The 23,020-nt window shown below is 55.7% G+C and carries 5 protein-coding genes, 2 rRNA genes and 2 pseudogenes; 6 read left to right on the plus strand and 3 right to left on the minus strand.

What is annotated here, in order from left to right; translation table 11 throughout:
• The first annotated feature begins 214 nt into the window (after positions 1 to 214).
• The 5 genes and pseudogenes from ABD832_RS26410 to rrf (ABD832_RS26430) all read left to right on the plus strand — a co-directional run bounded on the left by ABD832_RS26410 (position 215) and on the right by rrf (ABD832_RS26430) (position 5,850).
• A complete protein-coding gene (locus ABD832_RS26410; RefSeq protein ID WP_344900039.1) occupies positions 215 to 1,000 on the plus strand; it encodes a thioesterase II family protein in 786 nt (261 codons plus the stop codon).
• Positions 1,001 to 1,064: 64 nt separating this feature from the next.
• Positions 1,065 to 2,012: a TauD/TfdA family dioxygenase gene (locus tag ABD832_RS26415; protein WP_344900041.1), complete on the plus strand. Its 948-nt coding sequence runs from the start codon at positions 1,065 to 1,067 to the stop codon at positions 2,010 to 2,012.
• A 259-nt stretch (positions 2,013 to 2,271) separates the two neighbouring features.
• A pseudogene (locus ABD832_RS42285) lies at positions 2,272 to 2,655 on the plus strand (condensation domain-containing protein); the annotation flags it as partial.
• 274 nt (positions 2,656 to 2,929) lie between these two features.
• Entirely contained in the window at positions 2,930 to 3,805 is an 876-nt protein-coding gene (locus ABD832_RS26425; RefSeq protein WP_344900045.1) for a condensation domain-containing protein, read from the plus strand.
• 1,924 nt (positions 3,806 to 5,729) lie between these two features.
• A 5S ribosomal RNA gene (gene rrf, locus ABD832_RS26430) occupies positions 5,730 to 5,850 on the plus strand.
• Between the two features lie 11,169 nt (positions 5,851 to 17,019).
• Here the strand turns inward: rrf (ABD832_RS26430) and rrf (ABD832_RS26435) are convergent.
• Positions 17,020 to 17,139, minus strand: a 5S ribosomal RNA gene (gene rrf / locus ABD832_RS26435).
• 3,000 nt (positions 17,140 to 20,139) lie between these two features.
• On the opposite strand from rrf (ABD832_RS26435), the gene ABD832_RS26440 reads away from it, so the two are divergent.
• Entirely contained in the window at positions 20,140 to 20,619 is a 480-nt protein-coding gene (locus ABD832_RS26440) for a hypothetical protein (RefSeq protein WP_344900047.1), read from the plus strand.
• On the opposite strand, the gene ABD832_RS42290 is transcribed toward ABD832_RS26440, so the two are convergent.
• Both ABD832_RS42290 and ABD832_RS42295 read right to left on the minus strand, forming a co-directional pair.
• The gene (locus ABD832_RS42290; RefSeq protein ID WP_425582641.1) at positions 20,542 to 20,811 is read right to left on the minus strand and encodes a hypothetical protein; all 270 of its coding nucleotides are present in this window, start codon (positions 20,809 to 20,811) and stop codon (positions 20,542 to 20,544) included. The genes ABD832_RS26440 and ABD832_RS42290 overlap by 78 nt on opposite strands.
• Positions 20,812 to 20,943: 132 nt before the next feature.
• A pseudogene (locus ABD832_RS42295) lies at positions 20,944 to 21,210 on the minus strand (ankyrin repeat domain-containing protein); the annotation flags it as partial.
• Positions 21,211 to 23,020 lie beyond the last annotated feature (1,810 nt).

Consider the following 23,020-nt stretch of genomic DNA (forward strand, 5'->3'; position numbering starts at 1 on the left):
CTCCATCTCTCGGGCCCCCGAACACCGGACCCAGAACAGGACTGTGGGCCATGATTCTGGACGCGCGGGAGAGCGACTCTCCAGGCAGCGGTGGGGCAACTGGGCGGCAGCGCGGTTGCCGGTCCGCGTGCCTGGTCCGGTCACGGCTTTGGAACCACGATGAGCGGCGCGGGCTGCCGCTCGCGGAGGACCGCCGGCCGACAGAAGGAGCGGGATGCGAACTCACACCGCCGCACACTCCCCCTACTCCGAGAGCGCGTCGCCGCGTCGCGCGGACGTTCCGTGGATCGTCGGCCGGGTCACCCCGCCCGTCCCGCGGCTGCGGCTGTTCTGCCTGCCCCAGGCGGGCGGCAGCGCGACCTCGTTCGCCCCCTGGCGGCTGACACCGCCGTCCGACATCGAACTGGCGACCGTGGAACTGCCCGGCCGCGGCATGCGCGGCGCCGACCCCCTGCCGGGCAGCATCGAGGAACTCGCCGACGCGGTGCTCGACGGCATCGGTGACGAGTTCGACCTGCCGTACGCGTTCTTCGGCCACAGCTTCGGCGCGCTGCTGGGGTACGAGCTCGTCGTCCGCATCGCCCGGCGCGGCCTGACCCCGCCGGTCGCGCTGGTGGTGTCGGCGTCGCGGGCGCCGCACGTGCCCGTGCGCAGGCTGATCTCCCAGCTGGACGACCGCGGCCTGCGCGAGTGGCTGGACGGGTTCGGCGGCCTGCCCCCCGAGCTGGCGCGCTACCCCGCGTACCTGCAGTACGCGCTCCGCACCGTCCGCCGCGACCTGGCGCTGGTGGAGGCGTACCTGCCCGAACCCGTTCCGGTGAACTGCCCGCTGCACGTCTTCGGCGGCACCGAGGACCCCCTGGTGAAACCGACCCACCTGGAGCGCTGGCGCGACTGCACCACGGACGAGCCGACCGTTCATCTGCTGCCCGGTGGACACGACTACCTCTTCACCGGTGCGCCGGCCATGCTCGGCGCACTCGCGGCGACGCTCGGATGAGCGCCGGCCGTTCCGTGGACTCAGGGCATCTCCTGCCGGTCCTCTTCGCAGGGAGTTGAGAGAGTTGGACGATCTGACCGCAATCACCGTGATCGAGGCGGACGGCGAGCCCCTGGAGCCGTTCACGTCCAAGCACGTCCTGGAGATCGGCGAGGCCGTCGCCACGAACGGCGCGGTGCTGATCAGGAACGCCCAGGCCCACGGCGCCGAGGACTTCCAGCGGGCCCTGACCGCGCTGGGGTTCGAGCCGCTGGAGTACACCGAGCGCTCCACGCCGCGCACCAAGGTGGGCGACGGGGTCTTCACCTCCACCGAGTACCCGGCACGCGAGGTGATCCCCCAGCACTGCGAGTCCTCCTACGCCGGCGCCTGGCCCGGACGGCTGGCGTTCTTCTGCGTCACCCCCGCCGAGACCGGCGGCGCGACCCCGATCACGGACGTCGCCAGGGTGCTGGAGGACATCCCCGGCGAGGTCGTCGAGGCGGTGGAGAGCCGCGGGCTGCGCTACGTGCGCAACTACGGCAACGGGGTGGGCCTCGGCTGGCGCGACGCCTTCCAGGCCGACGGCCGCGAGCAGGTGAACCGGTTCTGCGCGGCCAACGGCCTGGAGTGGGAGTGGCTGGAGGACGACTGTCTGCGCACGTTCCGCCAGGCCCCGGCGATCGCGGTGCACCCGCGGACCGGGCGCCGCATCTGGTTCAACCACCTGGTGCTGTTCCACCAGTCCTCGCTGCCCGGTGACACCCGGGAGGCCCTGGTGAGCCTGCTCGGCGAGGACAGGCTCCCCCACGACGTGCTGTTCGGCGACGGGACCCCGATCCCCGACGACATGGTCGCCGCCGCCCGCTCGGCGTTCGAGCGCCGCTCACAGCGTTTCGACTGGCGCCGCAACGACCTGATGGTGATCGACAACATGCGCTGGTCCCACGGCCGGGAGGCGTTCACCGGGGAACGCAAGGTCCTGGTCGCCATGTCCGACCTGATCAGCCGCCGGACCCCGGTCACGTACTGACGCTCCGGCCCACGGGAAGGCCCGGTGCCGGGCGGGGAGGCCGCCGACCGGCCGCCCGATCGGCGTCCCGGCGGTGTGGGGACGTCCGGCGCCGGCCGGGGGTGACCCTCCCGCCCGGCCCGCGTCTCCCACCCGTCCGGCCGGCGTGCAGCCGGCCGTCTTCCGCGCCGCCGACCGCTTCCAGGGAAGTCCTCACGTGAAAACAACGACAGAGTCGCCGATCGAGTCTGCGCTTCCTCTCACGCCGCTGCAAGAAGGCATGCTCTTCCACGCCCTGTACGACTCCGAGTCGGTGGACGTCTACAACATCCAGACCGCCTTCGAACTGGGCGAGGACGTCTCGGCGGAACGGCTGCGCGCGGCCTGCTCCGGCGTGCTCGCCCGCTATCCCGCCCTGCGGGCCGGTTTCCGCCAGCGCAGGAACGGCCAGGCGGTACAGGTGATCCGGCGCGCGGTGGAGACGCCGTGGACGTGGATGGACCTGTCGTCGCTGCCCGACGCGATGGTCCGGGAACGGCTGCTGACCTTCGTCGAGGAGGAGCGGCGGCGCCGCTTCGACATGACGGCGCCGCCGCTGATGCGGTTCGCCCTGATCCGCCTGCCCGGCGGACGGCACGCCTTCGTCCTGACGTACCACCACATCCTGCTGGACGGCTGGTCGCTGCCGCTGGTGCTGCGCGACCTGTTCGCCCTGTACGGCCGCGAGGCCGCGACGGGCACGGACGGCGACACCACCGGTGACGGCGCCGACGACGCGGACGCCGGGCTCGGCCCGGTCACCCCCTTCGACACCTTCCTGCGCTGGCTCGCCCGGCAGGACCGCCCGGCCGCGGAGCGGGCGTGGCGCGACGCCCTGGACGGCCTGGACGAGCCGACGCTCGTCGCCCCCCGGCGCGCTGCCCGCGGGCGCCGGGACCATGCCCGGCCTGACCACGGTGACGCTGTCCGAGCACACGACCGAGGCGCTGACGGCGACCGCCCGCAGGCACGGCCTGACCCTCAACACGGTGGTGCAGGGCACCTGGGCGCTGCTGCTGTCGCTGCTGACCGGTCGCGACGACGTGGTCTTCGGCCAGACCGTGCACGGCCGCCCGCCGACCCTGCCCGGAGCCGACTCCATCGTGGGCCTGCTGATGAACGCGGTCCCCGTCCGGGTGCGGATCTCCCCCGGCGAGTCGATGGCCGCGCTGTTCGCCCGCATCCAGGACGAGCAGTCGGCGCTGGAGCCGCACCAGTACCTGGGGCTGGCCGAGGTGCAGCGCCTGGCCGGGCTCGGCACGCTCTACGACACCTCCACCGGTTTCGGCAACGCGCCCTTCGACTGGGAGTCCGTGCAGCAGGGCACGCCCGGCCTGCTGGTGAAGGTGCTGGAGGACGAGAGCGAGGCGAACGGGCAGCAGCGGATCTCGGGCTCCACGCACTACCCGCTGAGCGTCGTCGCCGTTCCCGGGCCCCGGCTGCGGCTGGAGATCAACCACCGCACCGACGTGTTCGACGGCGAGCGCGTCGAGCTGGTCGCCTCCCGGCTGCGGTCGCTGCTCGACCTCTTCGCCGAGGCGCCGCAGACCCCGGTGGCGCGGATCCCGCTCATGACGGCCGAGGGACCGGGACCGGATCCTGACCTCCTGGAGCCGCAGCCGGACCGTCCCGCGTCCCGGGCACGGGCCGATGACGGTGGGGTCTCTGATGCTGGCTTTCGAGGTGGTGCCCCAAAAACAAAAGCAAAAAGTGTGGAAATCGAAAAGAAGCTCGGGCTGGAAAAAGTAACAAGAAAGAGCTTGAAGGCTGGCTAAGCGGCCGGGGCGTGGGGGTTCTTGGGCTTCTATTAAAACGTGGAATTGAAATGAAGGCGGGCTTGAAAGGACAAAAAGACGGGTGGAGCCGGCTAAAGAAGGAAGCCGGAAGCGTCGTAAAAGGGGACGAGGAAAAGAAAGTAAAGGCTGCTGGGAAACAGAGCAAAAGAAGACGGCTGGGCGTCGGGAGAGCAGAGTGCTGAAAGTGGTGTCGGTGTGCCTGTGTGCTGCTGGCTTGATCTTAAGACTGGAGTTGAGAGGAGCTTGGTGCTCGGGCTTGGATTCGTATTTGGAAGGCGAGCTGGCAAAAACTAGAAGTGTCTAGTCCCTAACGTAGTTTTTGCCGTGCGTTTGCCGTACTTCCTAAAAAAACCTGGATACTTACTGAGGTGCGTGATGGGTCCATAGGAGTCTTTGGGTGATTCGCTTGGTATTTCTTTCTCCATCCACCATGTTGTAAATCACATGCGAGAGGCAGCAAAAGGGGAGAGAAAGTCGCTACGATTTTGCCTTCCCCGGCAATCATTTGTTGGGTGTGTCCATCAAGCAATATGTTACGTATATCTGAATGAGTGGTTAACCCAGAACCAAATCACCCCTAAATGTTTTTGGGTTTTTTTTCGTTGTTCGGGGGCTGGTTTGGGTGTATTCTTTGTGCGAGTCTTCGCCAGAAAACCCGCCCAGCCATGCCCCACATGTCCGGTACCATGGCTAGTGCTTTCCAACGCAAAACGTCTGTTATCCAATGCATTATTTAACAGTACACTGAGCGAACTTTTCCTCCGAGGTCTCATTGTGTGTTGATACTCATTTTTCCTTTTTCTGGGTAAGATCCCTTATAGAGTGAGACTTAGCAGTACAGTGGAAGGTAGTAGGATTCTGCTACATCGCTGTAGATGATTTCACGCTTAAAATCTCGCCCAAGATTTTGTCTTTTCCATGCACACTTATTCGTCTCCAAGACAAGAGAGCTATGTCTGTTTTAAATGATTATTCTCATTGATCAAGATTCTCTCAAGTTGTGAATAATGTGTGCTTGAACCCGACCCTCGGGATACCTCGTTGAACGTCAATGTAAGCTTCCTCTATCTCCCCAAGACTTGTTTCAGGCGCAGTCTCTGTCCCAAATACCTTGCCCCATCAGTAACAAGAAATCTATGTCAGGACGAATCAAATGCTTATGGCAGTGGGGTTGGCAGTCCTTATATTTATTAATCTTATTGCTCTTTACCAAGAATGATCTTAGTTATAGTGGCAGCAGGTTTTTCGTGTCTGCTTACGAGATATTATGTGATAGCGATGTACATCTGTCACGATCTGCGGAGTTTTTCGTTGTGGGCTCAATCCTCCACTCCAAGTTCTCTCAAAGATTCGGACTGTCTAACCCAATCCTGGTCTAAAATCAATTAAGCCCATCTTTTGTTGTTTGTATCTCTAACTACCTTACTATATATTGCCTACTGGATGTTTTAACTAACTATTTCCTTCTCTCTTCTTGTCCGCTTTCCGCTATAAGTCAAAAAAATTTTTACAACAGCATGTAATCTGTGTCTGAAACGGAACTATAATTGGATGCCTGCCTCTTGTCTGAAAAGAATTATATTTGCATGCTGGCGTATTTTGAGACAGTCTTCGTTCAAATTGGCAACCTTGTGGGTGTGTAAGACGCATGCCGTAACATTTTGTTTCGTTCGTCGCACAGAGGAGACTGCTTCGGTAATCGCAGGGCTTGTGGGAGGTAGGCCGCATCGCTAGGCAGTGCGGCCAGGGGTTGTGCGGGAAAACATCTAGCAAGTTCAACAGCCATGGAGAGAGAGGTCGCGTTCGCTCTCGTAATGTACAGGTCCTCACGCGCGCCCCACAAATTAATTTACGGCGTACTCCTAGATCGAATATATATCTAATTCGCAGGTGTCACAAGTACAAATACGGCCATACCTACTAGACAGCACGCGGCTCCGTCCGCTCTCCCATAGTTAAGCTTGGTAAGGGGCAGATTAGTAGTTGGGTCGGTGACGACCAGCGAACACCGGCTGCTGTATGTTTTTTGTATGCTAGGCCATTTTTAACGTTCTTATGGACGTACGTTATTCTTTTCTCATGTTCGGACATGTAGTCGAGGCGCTGGGTAGTAGGTACTCTGGAGGACAGGGAGGCGGCCTATTATGCGGCCGCTTCTTAGCTCGGTGTTAGCTCCGATTTTAGACTACGCTCTCCCATGAGATCCTTGCATATCCCCTGTTCCATAATATGTCTTATCTTCTCACAACATACGTCAGTTTCCCTCAGGCCGCAGCTCTCAGATCTCAGTAAGAGCTTACATTAAGGGAGTGTATTAAAGAAACGAGACATTCATCTAGTAGAGCAGACAAACTCCCACCTCCCTGCTCTCACTGAGGCGTCTGCTCAAAGTCCAGACCTGAGTCGCAACTGCTCGCGCAACGCAGCCTCTGGGAATTGCCAACTGGAGGCGCGTTTGCACCGGCCAGTTGCACCCTCAGGGACGTTCATTGTAAAACCGTCGTAGCTCACAACGACAGTGCAGTCCCAGTGACGCTCACCCTCCAGGTCTTCACTTGCGCTGCGAAAAAGCCTGGATGTTTAAGTTCACAATCGTGACCCTTCGGTGATTCCCTTCTCGGCAACCTTCTTGCTGAACCATCCGCGCTACGAACGCTGTTCCAGCGTACTGAGCTTGGTTCGTGCCTACAAGCAGTTCACAAGTTAGATGTTTGAGAAAGCCAACTAGTAAATGAAGGGTATGTATTGTTCAAGGGTATCTCACCTTCCTGGGTAAATATGCCGTTGTAAATACCATGCTCACGGCATTCATGTTAGGGCCTGCACGCCGCGATGCACCTGGGTATAGTTTTCCCGTGATGGGAACAACTTCAGCCTAGATATAAATGAGTCCAGCAGTTGCTATAGCCGTGAAAGAGCTTTTACATGGTTTCAAGGTGAATGCTTGTTGATTACTTTGGTAGATATAAATGATAGAATTCCTTGCGGGAGAGTGACCAGCTTGACGGGGGATTGACCACTTTAAGCACAATTCCACGTCCTTGGCAATACCGCTAAAGCAAAGCGTCTCTCCTTGCCCATTTCCGTGCACCTGCTTTCTGATGTCTCATTGTGTAAATGCACACGCCATGGAGACAACGTGACAAACAACCTCAGCCCTCGCCTTGGCGATGCAGCTCCGCCTCGTCTAGACTCCCGAGAGCAGGTCATCGGAATCCGTTTGGCGGCCACACAGAGCACTGGACTGGCCACAATGAATAGCTACTCGTAAGAAACCAGCCACCAAACGTAAATTCATGTGCCCCAAACGGGTGCAGCGGACAGTGGCGTGGTGAGACCACCCCACTAATGCAGCCGTTAGCGGTACAGCTGAGAGCTGAAGGCCCCATGGATCTCTGCATGCGGCGGGCTCTCGACATTCTATTTGATAAACGAAGAAGAGCTAAGTTTAGGGTTGAGACGCTCTGGGTACGTTTGGATCTCGCGAGTTTTGCAGGATGAATCATGGTAGACATTTGCATGCGGGGTCTCTCGTGTGACGGACGCACGATGAAGCAAGTAAGCTTTATTCAAAATAGAGATGCGTGCGGCGGGAAGTGGTTCGGGGAGGTTGTTGGAACGTAGCCTCAGCCGCATGTGGAGGCACTCCATACTTTGAGCTGAATCCAAGGCAACGACTACAGTATTCCACCGCTGTTTCTTCGGCTCTCGCCACTAACCCTACAGTGGAGGCTAGCTTGTCGTGACTCTGTCGCACGCGCACGCCACGCCGCTATTTCAGCCGGTGTGAATCTGTACCCCGCTGCTGGACGTGGGCTCCATTCCTGGCCTGCGCTGAGATAACCAGCTCGAGCAGAGGGTGAGGATGGTGCTGGACGCCATGACGTCCAGACGGGCGCCTACGACACCTTTGGTCCGGTGCATGCTTTTTGTGTGGGGAGATTTATTTTTTGCTTTTCCGTGTTGTCGATCCGAGACCAGTAATAACAGAACGGGGTCAAATTTGTCAAGCCGTGATGTCACCGGAATCTCTCCCTGTGTCTTCTTCAGCACAGCCGTACATCTAGGACCCACGTACTGTCCACACACAACTGGGTCCTCACATCGCGCAAGGCATCGACTGGTCCGGTGATTCCGTAACCCCGCATCAATAAACACATCCACGTTTTCGTCTCGCCGCCCTTCAGTTTGTGTGTCATATCGTTCGTTTCCATCATGATCACGCGAGCAAACTGTTTAAAGCTGAGTGACAGCTTCGCCAAACTTGTAGGCCTGCTTGCAGTGAGACTTCGTGGTTGGCGCCTGATGGATAGTGGCGCTGTCGAACTGCGATCCTGCCAGTCTTTGAAGCAACTGATAGAACGGAGGGATACGCGGGCGCGGGCTCGTGGCGCTAGTCGCCTCGATGACCTGTCGATGTCGCACTTTGGCAAAGCCATGGTCTCGCCGCCTGGTTAGTATTCCTCGAGCATAAGCTGTTGTGGAAGACGGAGCGAGCATGTCTTCTTGCAGGCTGGGCCCACTCTACCCTACGTCGTGCTACAGTTCGTGAGGGGTCGAGACGGTCGCTTAGGCCCTGCCGCTCGTTTGTGACTTAGGCGCTCGTGGTCGAACTGCTCGTCTCCTTGTAACTGATTTCGTTATGACCGACATGATCTGCTTGTTTGACTGTTGTGTGAGCTGGGTTGGTTGGGTTCACTGTGTATGTAGGGCGCAGACGTACAACGTCGGGCGCTCGCCGCGCTCTTTATATATCCTCTTGCATTCCAGTTCCTCCTCCTGGTCGCCACGTGTCATGTCTCTCGACACCATGGCATTGCTCACAGAGCATGGGCTCGTCTATGTATGTCTCTCCTACCATACTCCGCTACTGATGTCAGGTCGCGCCGGTCTCAATGTTTTTGAAGTCGTCCCTGTTGTTTCAGTGGGCCCCCGTGCCCACCGTTTTGCTCATATCCAATCGCCTCGGTCTGGCGCCCTGTCTTAAACACCTTTCGACTCTAGTGCACTAGTGAGCTTGTCTCTTCCCTGAGCTCTCGGCGACTTCTTGTGGGTCTGCTACCGAGAATGTCTTCATCGGACATGGCCCGCAGATTACGAAAAGCAGCAACCAGCTTGCACTTCCAATAAGTGTGGCTTGTTCTCTTCCAAATCCGCCAGATTATGGGGACAGGTGTCCCCGCTCTGTCTCTGTGTCCAGCAAGCTATTCCTAATATCCGATTCTATCTGCCACTACACATCTCTTCGCCATATGCGGATCCGGCGTCTCTGGCGTATCTCTTGGAACACCGACCGCACATAGGCAACCGTTAATCGCCGCTATCCATTTATTCGTCATCTTTATGGTTCCGTTGTTAATTCCTAGCTCAGTTGGGTGCGCGCGTGGGGAATAGTGTGCACGTTGGACAAAAAACTCAGGCTCTGACCGACGCGTGATGGAGTTCGTTGACATGTCTGTGACGTGTTGGCATCGCCTAGGGTGATACGTTAAGTAGCAACCCCCGTGCGTGCAAATGGAATCGGTTAATCCGCCCTGACGACGTGACTGCTTTGGGCGCCTAAACGAGCATTCGATTATCGGTGCAGTCCAGTGTTACGGTGCAACCCAACGGCGACCTATTTCCGATTTTTTGCTTCTGACTCCTCTTAACGATTTGGGTCACTTCTCGTTGGTAGGGGCTACTCCGTGCACCCCCTCCGTTATTGCCGTGATGATGTTTTTACAATTCGGAATGAACCACTTCTGGAATCGATGATCTTCTCAGCAACTGATTAATCTGTGCGCACTCGTCTTTTCTCGCACATAAAATTGACGCTGGTGCTATCCTGGTGGCACTCAATTCTAAGTGTACCCCGATGACCACATTGCCTGTGCTTTGTGCTTCCCTCGAATAACAGTCTTACTACGCGTCGACGTGGAACTTCGTATGGTAGGCACCGTGTTCCACCTCTACTTAGTGTGCACTGCTATTCTTTCGTTCACATTTTGCGAGTCCCCTTCTTTGCGCCGACTGTCTCCCCCTCGTTCCCCCAGGGGTATCGGCTGGCGGTAGGTCCTGTCATATGACTGTCTGGTTGGACGGATAAGCCGTCCTGCTAATCACACGGGGCAGTTGGTCAGAGCACCGTGATGGTTTATTATGTAGGCGTAGTCGATGTTTTCTCCCTTTTTTTCCTTTCGAGTCACTGCTCTGCTTTTTTACTATTCCTGCGTCCTAGTGATGACGCGGTCCTATGTTTGCAGGCTCAGCAGCCGGCGCTTTATCTGTCTTGTATTTGTGCTACGCTTAGGGTTAGAAGTACGCCATGGGTGTTGGGCCACCGGCTTAACTGTCCGCCCGACCAGTCCGGGATGATGGGATGCTATATGTGGCGTTTTGGGGACTTTGCAGCGGGGTCGGTCTATTTTGCCTTGCCATTAATCTATTAGTTGTAAGGGTGCGGCATACGCCCGCGTCTAATATAGCCATAGAACAGGTGTTGGACGTCGGTATCAGACATACACATTTTGCTTTGTTACCGTAGCTTGTGTCTGGCGGTTTCGCGAACCTTTGAGCCTCATATCTCTCCTCGTATCAACGGTCTTACGCGTGTCGTACATGTTCTGTGGCCGGATAGACATGGCTTCTCATTCCCACTCCATGTCTTTCGATGTAGATATGAGGAATGAAGGTCGTTTTGGTCTACGGAAGAGAGTCACAGGTGCGGGGCATTTGCTCGGACGAGGAGCCACACCTAAGGTTAGAGCTGCAGGTGCTGTCATGCTGGTATTAGCCCCCTTATATATGACCAGATCGAAATTTCGGACGCAAAAGCGCGTTTTTGGTGATACCTCTGTGGACGATGACCAGTCCTCCTCTAACTGTTTTAGTTAGACCGGTGTCCTCTAGTTCGTCAAGTCTGTGTAATACGTGCCACGGGTTCCCTCTGTGCCTCATCAGAGTCTTTGCTATCTAGTTTACCCGATTTTGTGGACCGGTCGACGGAGTACCCGCCGCGCCTCACCGTGCACGTCTACATTTCCGTACCACCCCAACTTCCTTCTTTCCCACTCCTTTCCTCATTGTGGCACTCCCAACTTTCCATCCGCTTCATGTCTATTGTTTCGAATTACTCAACTGCGGCGGATCTATTTTCGTTGCTTCGTCGACGCTCGTCTATGGCGCCTCTCTCTGGGACCTGTTGTTGCTCCGGGGTCCTATCTTACTCTTTGTCGTACGAATATTAGAACATGTCCTGCTGTGACACCGTTAGATATATCCGATACTTACCTACACTTCCTTAACTCCGCCCTCACGGTCGTAGACTGGGACCTGAGGCAGACATGGGTGCCGCAGCGTCCGGTCGTAATTGTAGCTCAGACTGGGTCCGCCCGTCTTCCCGAGCCCCGAGAAGCCCGGAAGAGGCCTGGAGAGTCCTCCTGGTCCTGTCGTGCCATAGTCCGGATGGTTTTTGTCTAGCATTACGATCCTCTTCCCCCCAGGTACTCCCTACGCCCTCGTCGCAGTCTTGGGCGTTAGCTTCGGAAAACAACGTGTGTGGTCGTATTGATGGCGTATGGTCCCTTGTTTCTGTTATCGAAGGGTGCCGTGATTGACATCAATTCACTATGGTATACTAATCTTCTTGCTTCATTCTCCAATCATACCGAACAACACGGGTACGGGGGGGGGTTGGTGAGTGCTGTGGTGCTTACGGATGAGTTGGAAAAGAGAGCTACGATCTATACATTAAGTGACCAACAAGACTCCTTACCCGCCATCCAACCGGTGCCCGGAACCAGCGCTAACACGCGTGCGGACGGAGGGACACAGATTGGGACGCGTAGCAGAAAGGCCCCATACTCCCGGCCTTTGTAGCGCCCCACCCCCCCCCCTCCCCCACCCCGTTGAATCTAAGACAGGCAGACCATCTCTTAACAATGGACCCGTTGCTTTGTTGCCTGGAGCGCTGGTACTTTCTTCGGTGGCTCTATTCTGTTGGGAGCAGGATCTCTTCCTGCCCGCAAGGGGTCGTCAACAAACCTCCTGAGGCGATGCACCAATCAGCTTTTCTCGCACTTTGCCCTTGTGTTATGATGGGCCGGGTTGTTAAGAACAAGGGAAAGAGAGTTGCGGTTTCTTTTCTGTAGTCAAGCAACCAAGCTGGTTCCTTGGCTTCCCCGTACAGGGAACAAATAAAAGTAGGGTCCCTGCGAAGACGGGGTCCCCGAGGGCAATAGGCGAGCTCGGCGCAATCGAACATGACATGACGGAGTGGTTGGTGATGTCACTGAAGCAGTGGGAAAAAGTTTGTGGGTAGCTCGTGGCCGGTGGCGGCTACTCTGCGTCTGGGTCTAGCAAGATATGGGCGGCCGCGTTTTTACAAGTGACTCGAGGTAACCGGAAGCTGGCATGTTCTACGGTCCCAAACGCCTTTTATCGCCAAGCTGTTCGATCTGTCAATATAACGGCTATCCACCGCATTGAACGACTAGCCACGGCTTCGTCATTAACTTAGTGTGGCTCTGTCCGATCAAAATGCCGCACCAGGTGACTCTCCATCCGTGAACCAACCGCTTCCCTTTCATCTCTCAAACGAAAGACATGAGAAAGTAGCCATCAGACTATATGCGCGGAGGGCAATCAACCTAGCCAGCCCCCCGAATCATGTTGCGCATTCGCACACTCCCAGACCAAGCATCTCAGTGCCGAAAAGGACGAATGTTATGTACCTAGACGACGTCACGATTCGCTGTTCCCCTAGCTGAGTTATTATGGCAGGCAAAGAGTGCCGAGCGTTCGGCGGTGGGTCTCGGGTAGGTGAGCCCCAATCCCATTGCTCTGGCGGCCCTGTGCCCCAGCTTAGGCACCAATCAGGATCAGCGCTGCCGCTGGCTCCACGCGGCCAGGTGCGCAGCGGCTAAAGGAAAAGGAAACATACTACCAAGACAACTACCCATTCCGTGCTCCCTCCTTGGCCGATAGCCAGCTAAGAGTACGGCTTCCTACCCAACCACCTGGCATGGACACGTCGGCCCGCCAGAAGGACGTGCCGAAGATAGGCGGCCCAGACTGGAGACCTTTCGGTTGCAACAATGTCGGTACTTTCTATCGTGGTCGCTGTGCTTGCTCTAAGAGTGATGGTTAGCCACATGTGTCCGCAAGTCGCTCAGGAGTGTCGCCTCTGGTAGACCTAGATGTCAGACTGTGCGCTAGATAGCAAGTGGGCCCCCAACGATTGAATCGTGTTGAGAAGCTGACTCAGATTTTTGTTTTCTCGAGGAGGTCGCGTAGTAAACACTGGAAATGCGACGAGCCTACTGAATTCTGGATATGCTATCCGCTAACATCTGGTCACAGGACATGTCAAACTCGTACCATCTCGGCGTCGGTCAGAGTATCCGTTAGTCCTCTTGCGGCCAAAAGACGCAAACCCCGTCCAGCTCTGATAGTGGAATGCTACCGGTAGGAGTGAGACGATAAGATGGAGCGCTACAGCGCGATTAGTCCAAGGGCGTTGCCGTATGATCTGGTCGGTAATTGTGTCGCGTCAAAGTTCCCCCGGATACGGTAGTGGTGGTGGTAGGAAGAGTATGCTATGGTGGGGCAGACCGGATGCATTGGAAGATGGAGTACAGGGGCCCACAGGTAGGTATTGGAGTAGCTGGGTTTGCCTGGTTGGTCGCTGCGGCTGCTTGAAAGCAATTCAACCTCTCCGGTGCTGAGCACCATCAGCTAGGGGAGAGTCCAGGGACAGTGTCTGGCACGCCGCGCGTTGATACTGGACAACGTGGACGTGTCCCATAACAAAGGACAATAAAATAGGCCGCGATCGGTGTGATTGTGGAGGCATCCTGCCCATGTTATAGGCCAAAGACGGAGTTATAGATGGTATGCACGGAGGAGCTTTGTTGCAAATGCCAGGATTGTGAGACATTACACGTGGCGACGAGAACCTGGAATAAGGCTATAAAGAGGTCGAACGCCCGTGGTTTTCCAGTCTGCACCTACATCACAGTGAACTCCGTAATTCGCACAACCCAATCTCCCAGCTCACACATGGGGGGGGGGGGGGTTTCAAACAAGGGCGATGTCGGAGTTGTCCGGTCATTCAGCGGGCCGAAAACCCCAGGGAATTCTCCTTAGAGTGCGCATTCGCGAGCCTTCAGTCCAAGGAGCGTAGCAAGTTCGCGTGCCGGCTGCGCGTCGAACTTTTCCTAATTGCAAAGCACGACGTGGTGTGGGAAGCCCCTGGCGAGAAGACACGAGCTCATCGCCCCGTCTACACCAAACAAGCCTTTGAGCCTAGTAAGTGAAGCTCCATGCCAGTTTGCGACATCGACAAGGTATCAGCAGACCTAGCAGTCGACGAGCCTCCGGCGCTTCCTTACTATCCTTCTTTCAAAGGGGAAATGGCGATCAGTTCGGACAGGCCACTCCTCGGCGCACCCCACGAAGCTCTCAGAAGCAGATCGCCGTTTGCGGACGCTCTCTATGCTTACACGAGCTAGTTCTACCCGCTTGTGAAGGCTAAGTGATGAGGAATAAAAAGACTGTGCAATTGTGAATCCCGAAACACTAGAAGGCGCGGGACGCCGAGTGGGTGTTTTGCTGCTTGGTTCACGGTAATCGACTATTCGCGTGGTGTCACACGGATGGGTCTCCTGTAAGGATGGATCCGGCTGTGGTGGCTGAAGAAGACACAGGGAGGATTTAACTCTACGGTGCATCACGCCGTGAGATTCGTTCTTGAAAAAAATAAATCCGCTTGCTCGCGCCAACAAAAGCATGCATGTCAGGCGTGGAGCCCAAGGTGTCGTTCTATAAGTTTTCGCACCGGTTCTGTGACGTCGATGGGAGCATCCTTCGAAGCGGACCATCCTCAGACCATGAACCTCTAACTGTCGAGCTGTGTGCTCGAGTTTTCGCAGTCTGGTTTAATCCTTCGACAGAAGCGTCAGAAGTTTGGACCGGTCGGAATGACACGCCACGTCCCAGCATGCGGTGGTATCTAGGATTTGCACTACTACGGCCATTCCGCAGGGCTGAAATACGGCGTGGCGTGCCTGGGCGGACTAGAGTCACACACAGCTCACCCGATCTTACATTGTAGGGTTATGGCGACTAGCCGAGAAAGCAGACGGTGGAAATACGTCGTAGGTCGTGTTCCAACCAACCTCACCCCCCGAACTGCCACTGCTCCCTACGGTCCAGCCCCGTGCAACCAATCTCTAATTTTGAATATAGCTTACTTGCTTCATCGTGCGTAGGACAATCCGGTCAGCCACCGAGCGTCACTGGCTACTCCGCCGGCATTCGCAAAATGTCTACCAATTAATTCATCCTGCAAACATCCAGCGGAGATCCAAATGGTACGTAACCCAGGAGCAGTCTCCTCAAACGCAGCAACCCTAAGAACTTTAAAATAGCTCGTTCGTTCTTTTATTATCACTATATAATCAAATAGAATGTCGAGAGCCGTAGTGGGCGCGCTCGCATGCAGAGTTTTACTCAGTTGGTGGCCCTTCAGCTCGCTTCAGTCTGTAGCCGACCGCTAACTGGCTAGCATTCACGGTGGTGTGACGTTGATTGCTCAACCACATCGAACTGTCCTCGCTGGCGATCCTCCCCGTTTGGATTGGCCACATATTGAATTTTACGTGTTCTGGCGCACGGGGGTGTACTGTGGCTCGTTCGGTTTCATTACTCTCAGTGGCTACTTTGTGGTGCCGAAAAGTCGGCCATACCATTTAGAAATTCTCACGATGACCTGGACTCTCGGGAGTTCTATCACGAGATATGCGCGAGACCTGCATCTACCTTACGTGCCATAGGCCGATGGGCTTAGTGAGGGTTTGGTTTGTTCAAGGCGGTTTGTTCCCATGCCCATGGCTGTGTTGCCATTTACAACTGAGAGAGACATCAGTAAGCTACGTCGTGGGACATCGAAAATGGCAAGGAGAGACGCTGGCTTTGCTTTATGCGGTATATTGGCGGGGGGGGGGGGCCTAAAGGACATTGTGTGCAAATTCGTGTGTGTGTGATTAATGAAGTGGTCAACTCCCCCGTCAAGGTGTTTGGTCGGCGTCACTCTTCGTTGTTTTACATAATGCCGCAAAGGAATTTCATATCATTTATATCTAAGCCAAGAGTAATCAACAAGCCTTCCCCTTATGTAAATCCCTCATGGTACGTCCCTTCTACTTTTTCACAGCGAAGGGCCCTATAGCAATCTGGTACTCAATTTATATCTAGCTGCGTTTGTTCCCTATATTCAACGTTTGGTTACAAGCGTATATAAAATAACCCCATGGTGGTGCATATTACGCGGCGGCGGTTGGCAAGAATGCCTAGGTAACATTGAAAATGGTCGACGTGAATCATTGTATGGGTGGTATTCTACAGACGGCATATTTACCAGGCAAGAGTGAGATAGACTGACCAAACCCGTTTGGAACTAATGAACCAATGACCCGTGATCACCCTATTGTTAGGACCTAGTTTTGCTTTGCTTTCTCAAAACATCTAACTTGTGAACTGCTTGTAGGCACGAACCAAGCTCAGTACCCTGGAACAGCGTTCGTTAGCGCCGGAGGGTTCAGCAAGAAGGTTGCCGAGAAGGAATTCACCCGAAGGGTCACGATTGTGAACTTTACATCCATGCTTTTTCGCAGCGGCAAAGTGGAAGACCTGGAGGGTGAGCGTCACTGATGCACTGTCGTTGTGAGCTTACGACGGTTTTACAATGAACGTCCCGAGGGTGCAATGGCCGGTGCAACTGCGCCTCCAGTTGGCAATTTCCCAGAACTGCGTCGTCTGCGGCGAGCAGTTGCGACTCAGGTCTGGACTTTGGAGCAGACGCCTCAGTGAGAGCAGGAGAGGTGGGAGTTTGTCTGCTCTACTAGATGAATGTCTCGTTTCTTTACTACACTACCTTAATGTAGCTCTTACTGAGATTGAGAGCTGCGGCCGAGGGAAACTGACGTATGTGTGAGAAGATAAGACATATTATGGAACAGGGGATATGCAAGGATCTCATGGGAGAGCGTAAGTCTAAAATCGGAGCTAACACAACTAAGAAGCGCCGCATAATAGCCGCCCTCCCTTGTCCTCCCAGAGTACCTATACCAGCGCCTCGACTACATGTACGAACATGAGAAAAGAATAACGTACGTCCATAAGAACGTTAAAAATGGCAAAAAAATACAAAAAACATACAGCAGGCTCGGTGTTCGCTGGTCTTCCACCGACCCAACTACTAATCTGCCCCTACCAGCTTAACTATGGGAGAGCGGCGGATCCCGTGCTGTCTAGTAGGTATGGCCGTATGTACTTGGAACCTTGCGAATTAGATATATATTCGATCTAGGAGTACGCCGTAAATTAATTTGTGGCTGGGGCGCGTCTGAGGACCTGTACATTACGAGAGCGAACGCGACTCTCTTCTCCATGGCTGTTGAACTTGCTAGATGTTTCCGCACAACCCGGCCGCCTGCTCGCGATCGGCCTACCTCCAACACCAGCCCTGCGATACCGAAGAGCGGTGCGCTGACCGAAACCCCATTTACGCCTGTCTTCCCCCGGTTGCCCTTTGACGCACTGTCTCCACATACGCCGCCTCCATCTTCCTCTTTCAGCCAGCGGCGGCCTCGTTCTTTTCGACCGCTGTACCATTTTTATTCTAGCGGAAAGATCAGGACCTCGTGTTACGTAGGCAATATATCGTAGATCGCAACCCCAAAGGATGGGTTCATTGATCGATGGTTAGCTGAGCAGCGCCTCTTTTAGACCGAGCTTGGCTTGAGCCCGCCACCACTCTTCGTGACAGATGTCCGAAACCTGCCCTAAGCATTGTCACGAGCCATGACTGCTCACGCTTTGCTTGTGCATAGCTTTACTATGGGGCACTGTATTGTGACGACTGCTGACCAACTTCCTTGGGGAGCTACTGAGTCAGAGGTCACGCACATTATTCCCCTTCGCGATGCATCATTCACAGACATCGCTTGTCGCATATGTGCACGCCAATTTTGGGCTCGATTTTAATCGTGAATCATCTCGCGACTCCTCTGTACTGCAGTCTCTCTATAGTGGCTTCCCGGAAAACTAGTACACAATGCGACCTCGGAGTGTCCTTTAACTAATGCATTGATCACGACGTTGAACGCCTGGGACTCGCACCGCCCACCATACGGGTCTTTGTAACCTCATTCAGAAGTAAATCTTGCTATGACACACAACCAATGCGCACTTCGCGACTTTCTCTGTCTGTGATCAACGTGGAGGGAATACCACAGCGACTCAACGCCTCTCTGGCTCAGCAGTCGGCAACGCAAAACTCGTTAGACACTTCTCTTGCCGCTCCAAATACGATCAAGCCAGCAACCGCCACTTCAGCACTCCTGATCGAGCCAGCCGCTTTTTGTTGGGCACCAGAGCAACAGGGCGTGCACGTCTTGGAGCAAACTCTAACGCCTCCGCACGAGGATCTACGTATCGCAACAGAAACTCGGCATAGCGCCCCTCCGGCGGCGCAAAAATTGCCCCAAGGAACAATCTCGTGATCCTAGCACTACTAGGAGAGGTACCGAAAAAAAATCCGTAGCTAGTGACAGCGACCCGCCCTTGCTAGCCTCTAATACTATGGCTCATAATAAAGTGCTTCTCCTATAGGTATCGTAGCTCAAGTAAGCCAAGTAAATAGCTAATTTCATAGTAATAACTCTATTATGATATCTACGTAGTTTTAAGATACATTTTGGAGTACTACTCTTTAAGGTCCTAATAACAGAGCAAAGAAAGAAAAAATATTGCCGTAAGGCAAATAGAAAACTAGTCATGGCCCTCGGCCATGGTTCCGTCTGGAGTATCCACAATGTCATCGGAGTAGCTGTCGCCGGAGCCTTCCTCGCTACCGATACTACCGTTGCCGTGTTGCCACTATGGGAACCTGTATCCTTGTAATCACCGTCCGGCGGGTTAACGCAGAGGACGCGGCCCCAGAACGGGTTGGTGCTCAAGAGGTTAGAGCAGCGAGAGTCGAGCGCCAGGTTCCAGCTCACCAGCCTCATCCATGAGGTTCCGGCATTCACGGCGACCACGACGCAGTCGTCCTTCTCCCGCATCTGGCTAGGTGGTCTGGTATTTCTCTGGCAGGCACAGCTTCAGCCGCCGGGGAATTCCGCTGCAGTTGGACAGATTTGGGTTGAGGTAGTATAGGGTCGCGGCCGAGACTGATTTTGCGAGCGCAATGCTGTCGCATGTGTCGCCATCTTGGGTATTGTAGTGCCCACTGACATATGCAACTTGCTGAGTGACGTTGACTTGGATGGGTTCTGGCTGGGTCTTTTTTGGACTCTGGACGTCGCACTCTGTGGTAAAAGCTCTTGTCAGTCGCGACCGAATCGAATTATTGGGTTGGTAGAGTCGGTCATCACTGGCTAGAACGAGGCGTGCCTCAGGGATAAAGACGGTGGCAAATACTGCAATGGTATGTATATCCTGGTATAGAAGTCAGGCTTTGGGACCTGACTATTGCGGGTATGCTTTGTTGCGCTTGAAGAAAGAGTGGATTGGTTCAACTTGATGACCAACGATATGCACGGGGCCTGGGACATATATAAGTTCACCGCCCCTGGGCCAACGTGCACACGAATCTCACTGAGATCCAATGAGGCCTAGACCTACTGTGGCGGAACGACAATAGCCCCAAAAAGGTCACTATCCATGGGCATGTCCTACTACAGTCGCAGCTTCACTCTCACCGACCCGGGCTGAGCACGCCCGGTTGTCGGTGTCAGCTCTTCGGGAACCGCGGGCGTCTTGCCGCATCCGAAATCCAAGATGTCGTCAAGGGAACAGGGCCTTCAGGCGACTCTCCACGCCACGCCGCCGTCAAGACGGTCTCGTGGGGCAACTAATGGGTCTCCATTGACGACGTTGCGACTGGCGCCTCAAGGCCAACACCCTGTGCGGTTAGTGTATCACTGGCTTCATGGTCTGGGCCATTAGCTAGGACGATGGGGTGGCACGAATGCGCAGGCGCTCGTCTCAGCCCTGGGGCGGCTAAAGATGGACTTTCCCGACTTTGGGGGCAAGGGCGGCGAGGTCCCAGCCGATGCCGTCATGGCCTCCAAGACGTGCCGGTGGACTAGCTGCTTTGAAGGCTGCCCGTCCGGCATTGACGGAGGTGCAGCGTGATGGGCACAAGGAGATGAAGGCGGCCGATGGATGCTTTGGGGGACATAGCATATTGCTGTCAAGAGCTACCCCTGTAGCCTCGCTCTGATGGCGCTTCGGATCAGCGCAGGCAATGGGAATTCCGAACGCTGATGCAAAAATACATGGAAAATTCGACCTGTTCCGGTCACCACTCCGAGCCGACCCTGCATGACAAGTTCAAGGGTCCGGCGTCGAAACGGACGAGATCCCTCGAGATCGGTCGCGCTGAACCCGAGATTCTCCGAGGACGAGCTGTCGACTGCACTCTGGACAACTGGGTCAGAATCCTCACCTATGCGGTGTTGCTGTTTTCCGTGAAGCGGAAAGAGATGGACCCTCTCAAAAACGTTTGGAACGACGAGTTTGCCGCCAGCTATGAGACAGACCTCGAGTACACGGGGCTCCGGGACTTTATGGACCGCTTCCCAAACTATGAACCTCGCAGCGTGCTCGAGTATGTCCTTTACAATCCCCAGGTGGCTGGAAGAGGCATTCGCACGGCGTCGGCGGCTTTAGAGACTGCCTCCAGCACCAACCAAGAGTTGGATGAGTTGCTCCCTCACATCCAACCTATCCCGAAGCAAGCTTGATTCGACCACGAGCCTAGCTGGCGCGTTCCCGAATTCGTCCTCGGATGATGGATTAGCGCCGTGTGCCAAGAGGGCTTTTACCATGCCGACCGCACCGTGTTGGGCTGCCCAGTGAAGGGTGTTTGATTCGACTTGACCGTCTCGGCCTGACTGGCGGCAAGCTGCATGACCTCTTGTGGATCGAATCCCCAAGGACGGCTGTGATGGCCGGCCCCTTGTCGACGGTTAGTCGAACCGGGAACCAACATCGAAGCGCGAGCTTCGACATCAGCACCTCGTAGAATCAACTCCTCGGCTAGGCGCGCCATGTGGCTGCTTTCGTCTCTATCCAGATATAGTGGCGAGACAATGCAGCGGCGTCCAGGCCTCGGCCGTAGAGACCAGAGGATCAGCGCCGTGAAGGAGAAGAAGCCCGGCAGCTTGCACTGCCTCTGGTGCTCCCTTAGTTGATGTGCTACAAGGCGCCAGCGCGCACATCATGGGAGTCCAGCCGGTAGCACTTGACTTATTGATTTCAACGCCGCGAGATAGAATATACTCTAGTATATCAATTTTGCCGCCAGCTGCGGCCCAGTGCAGCAGTGTCTCTCCGTACTCGTTTTTCCGCCGTCGTTATGACGACATCCTGATCCTGGGCAGAGCATCCAGAAGATAGAGGCGGAAGATGCGGAGGTTCGACCCCGAACGCAGCGCAGTGCAGAGGCGTGTTGCCTGCTGCGTCTCTCTGGGCAGACAGAAGCACCGTGCTCGAGCAAGAGGCGAATACCAGCCTCATGAAGGCGTTTGCCCGGGCCGTGACCAACCGGGACTGCGAGCCAAGACGATGAAGCGCGGATTGCTCGTCGTCGCCCTTTGCATCGGGATCTGCGCCCTTTTCGAGAAGTGCCTTGAGGCCTCCAGCCAAGTCGACTGCCCTCGCAGCCTGGAGCGTGAGATGTAGGCCGCGGTGGCGAGCGTTGGGATCTGCCACCAGCATCAACCAGGCGTGCAATAAGCTGTTGCTGGTGTAGATAATCCACACCGTCATACTCTGCACCGCGTGACTCGTCGCATGTACTAAACTTGAAGTTGGTCGCCTTCTGGAGGGCGTCGAAAAGCGTCCTCCTGGGAATAGACAACTCTCGCCAATAGAAGGTCGACGGCGTGAACATGCCACCTCCCCGCAGCAGAGCATAGGGCATAGTCCTTGACGTCCGCGAGACCAACCTTGCCACCAGTCCAAGAGGTCTCCAATAATAGAGACTTGGCCATAGGTGGCGGCCCTGACGAGGCAGGACAGGCAGGGGTGGGAGCCATTCGCGTGGCTCTCGGGTGGGATGTGAGTCCACATGCTCTGAAGAATATGGCGGGTTCCGTTGCGAATAGACAGCATGAGTGGCGACGAGGGTGCGTCGTCGGGGGTTTTCCTCTAGGGGGTCTGCGCCGGCATCCACGAGAAGGATGGCGGCCGCCAGTTGTCGCAAAGGACGGCAACGTGGAGCGGCGCGCCCCAGATACAGTGCTGACGGCCTCGATCTGCGGCGCTGGAGATGGGAAGCAGCTGCCGCAGCCGGGGAATGTCGTCGTCGCGGACACAGGCGTGCAGGGCGCTATCCTGGAGAGTCAAAGGCCTCGCGCATTTGCCACTGCATGTGGTGGTTCATGGCGTGGGGTGTGTTGTCGCCTATGCGGGATACCTTGGATGAGCATGCCCAAGTCTAGGCATGATGTTGAGACGGCCGAGTTCTGTCGGCAAACCTGTTCAGAAGGCGCTGGTGGTGATGGCTTGGCAAAATCTCGAGCTGCGTGCATGGCCCACCGTTCACCCATCCCTCCTCCGATACAAAAGCGAACACATTCTGGCTGTCGACAATCTCCCGTTAAGCTAGATAACCCTGCCACTCTTGTGTCAACAAGTCTCTGTTCCCGCGATCCCACGGTTCAAGACAGACTTCCCACTGATGGTCGCAACGAAAACGTAAGCACGTAAGGCGAAGATTTCGCTCGGAATCGACCGTAGTGACACGAACAGAGCAACTGCTCTTCAAGATCCCAGCGAACGGGATTAAAAGAGGAAACGTTGCCCAAGGCAAACGGGAGACTGTTTGCTCACTCGAACATGCCTCCTCAAGAAAGCTTGTCGTGCAACAAGGTAGAAGGAATATTGCATGGGTGAAAGAGTGTCTGACAAGAAAGACTCCGTATTCTTGCAAGAAAATGAAGTGAACACTCTAGTTCAGAAAGGTGGGCATTGCCTGGGTTCTTATACTCTTCGGTGCTCTCCCCTTTCGCATGGCTACCGACAATCATGATGGGGTTCCTAGCATTTGTTTCATCGTCGCCGCTGGTACGCTGGTCAGCGAGGCATGTGTCTGATGGATAGGTGTTCGATGCGCCAATGACATTGAGAATGGGACATCAC

This window comes from Streptosporangium longisporum, from assembly GCF_039534895.1.
Taxonomy (GTDB): domain Bacteria; phylum Actinomycetota; class Actinomycetes; order Streptosporangiales; family Streptosporangiaceae; genus Streptosporangium; species Streptosporangium longisporum.

What these genes read in the sequence shown, in the direction of transcription:
- ABD832_RS26410 (WP_344900039.1), top strand. Translation starts at nt 215, where the DNA reads ATGCGAACTCACACCGCCGCACACTCCCCCTACTCCGAGAGCGCGTCG.
- ABD832_RS26425 (WP_344900045.1), top strand. Translation starts at nt 2,930, where the DNA reads ATGCCCGGCCTGACCACGGTGACGCTGTCCGAGCACACGACCGAGGCG.
- ABD832_RS26440 (WP_344900047.1), top strand. Translation starts at nt 20,140, where the DNA reads ATGCAAAAATACATGGAAAATTCGACCTGTTCCGGTCACCACTCCGAG.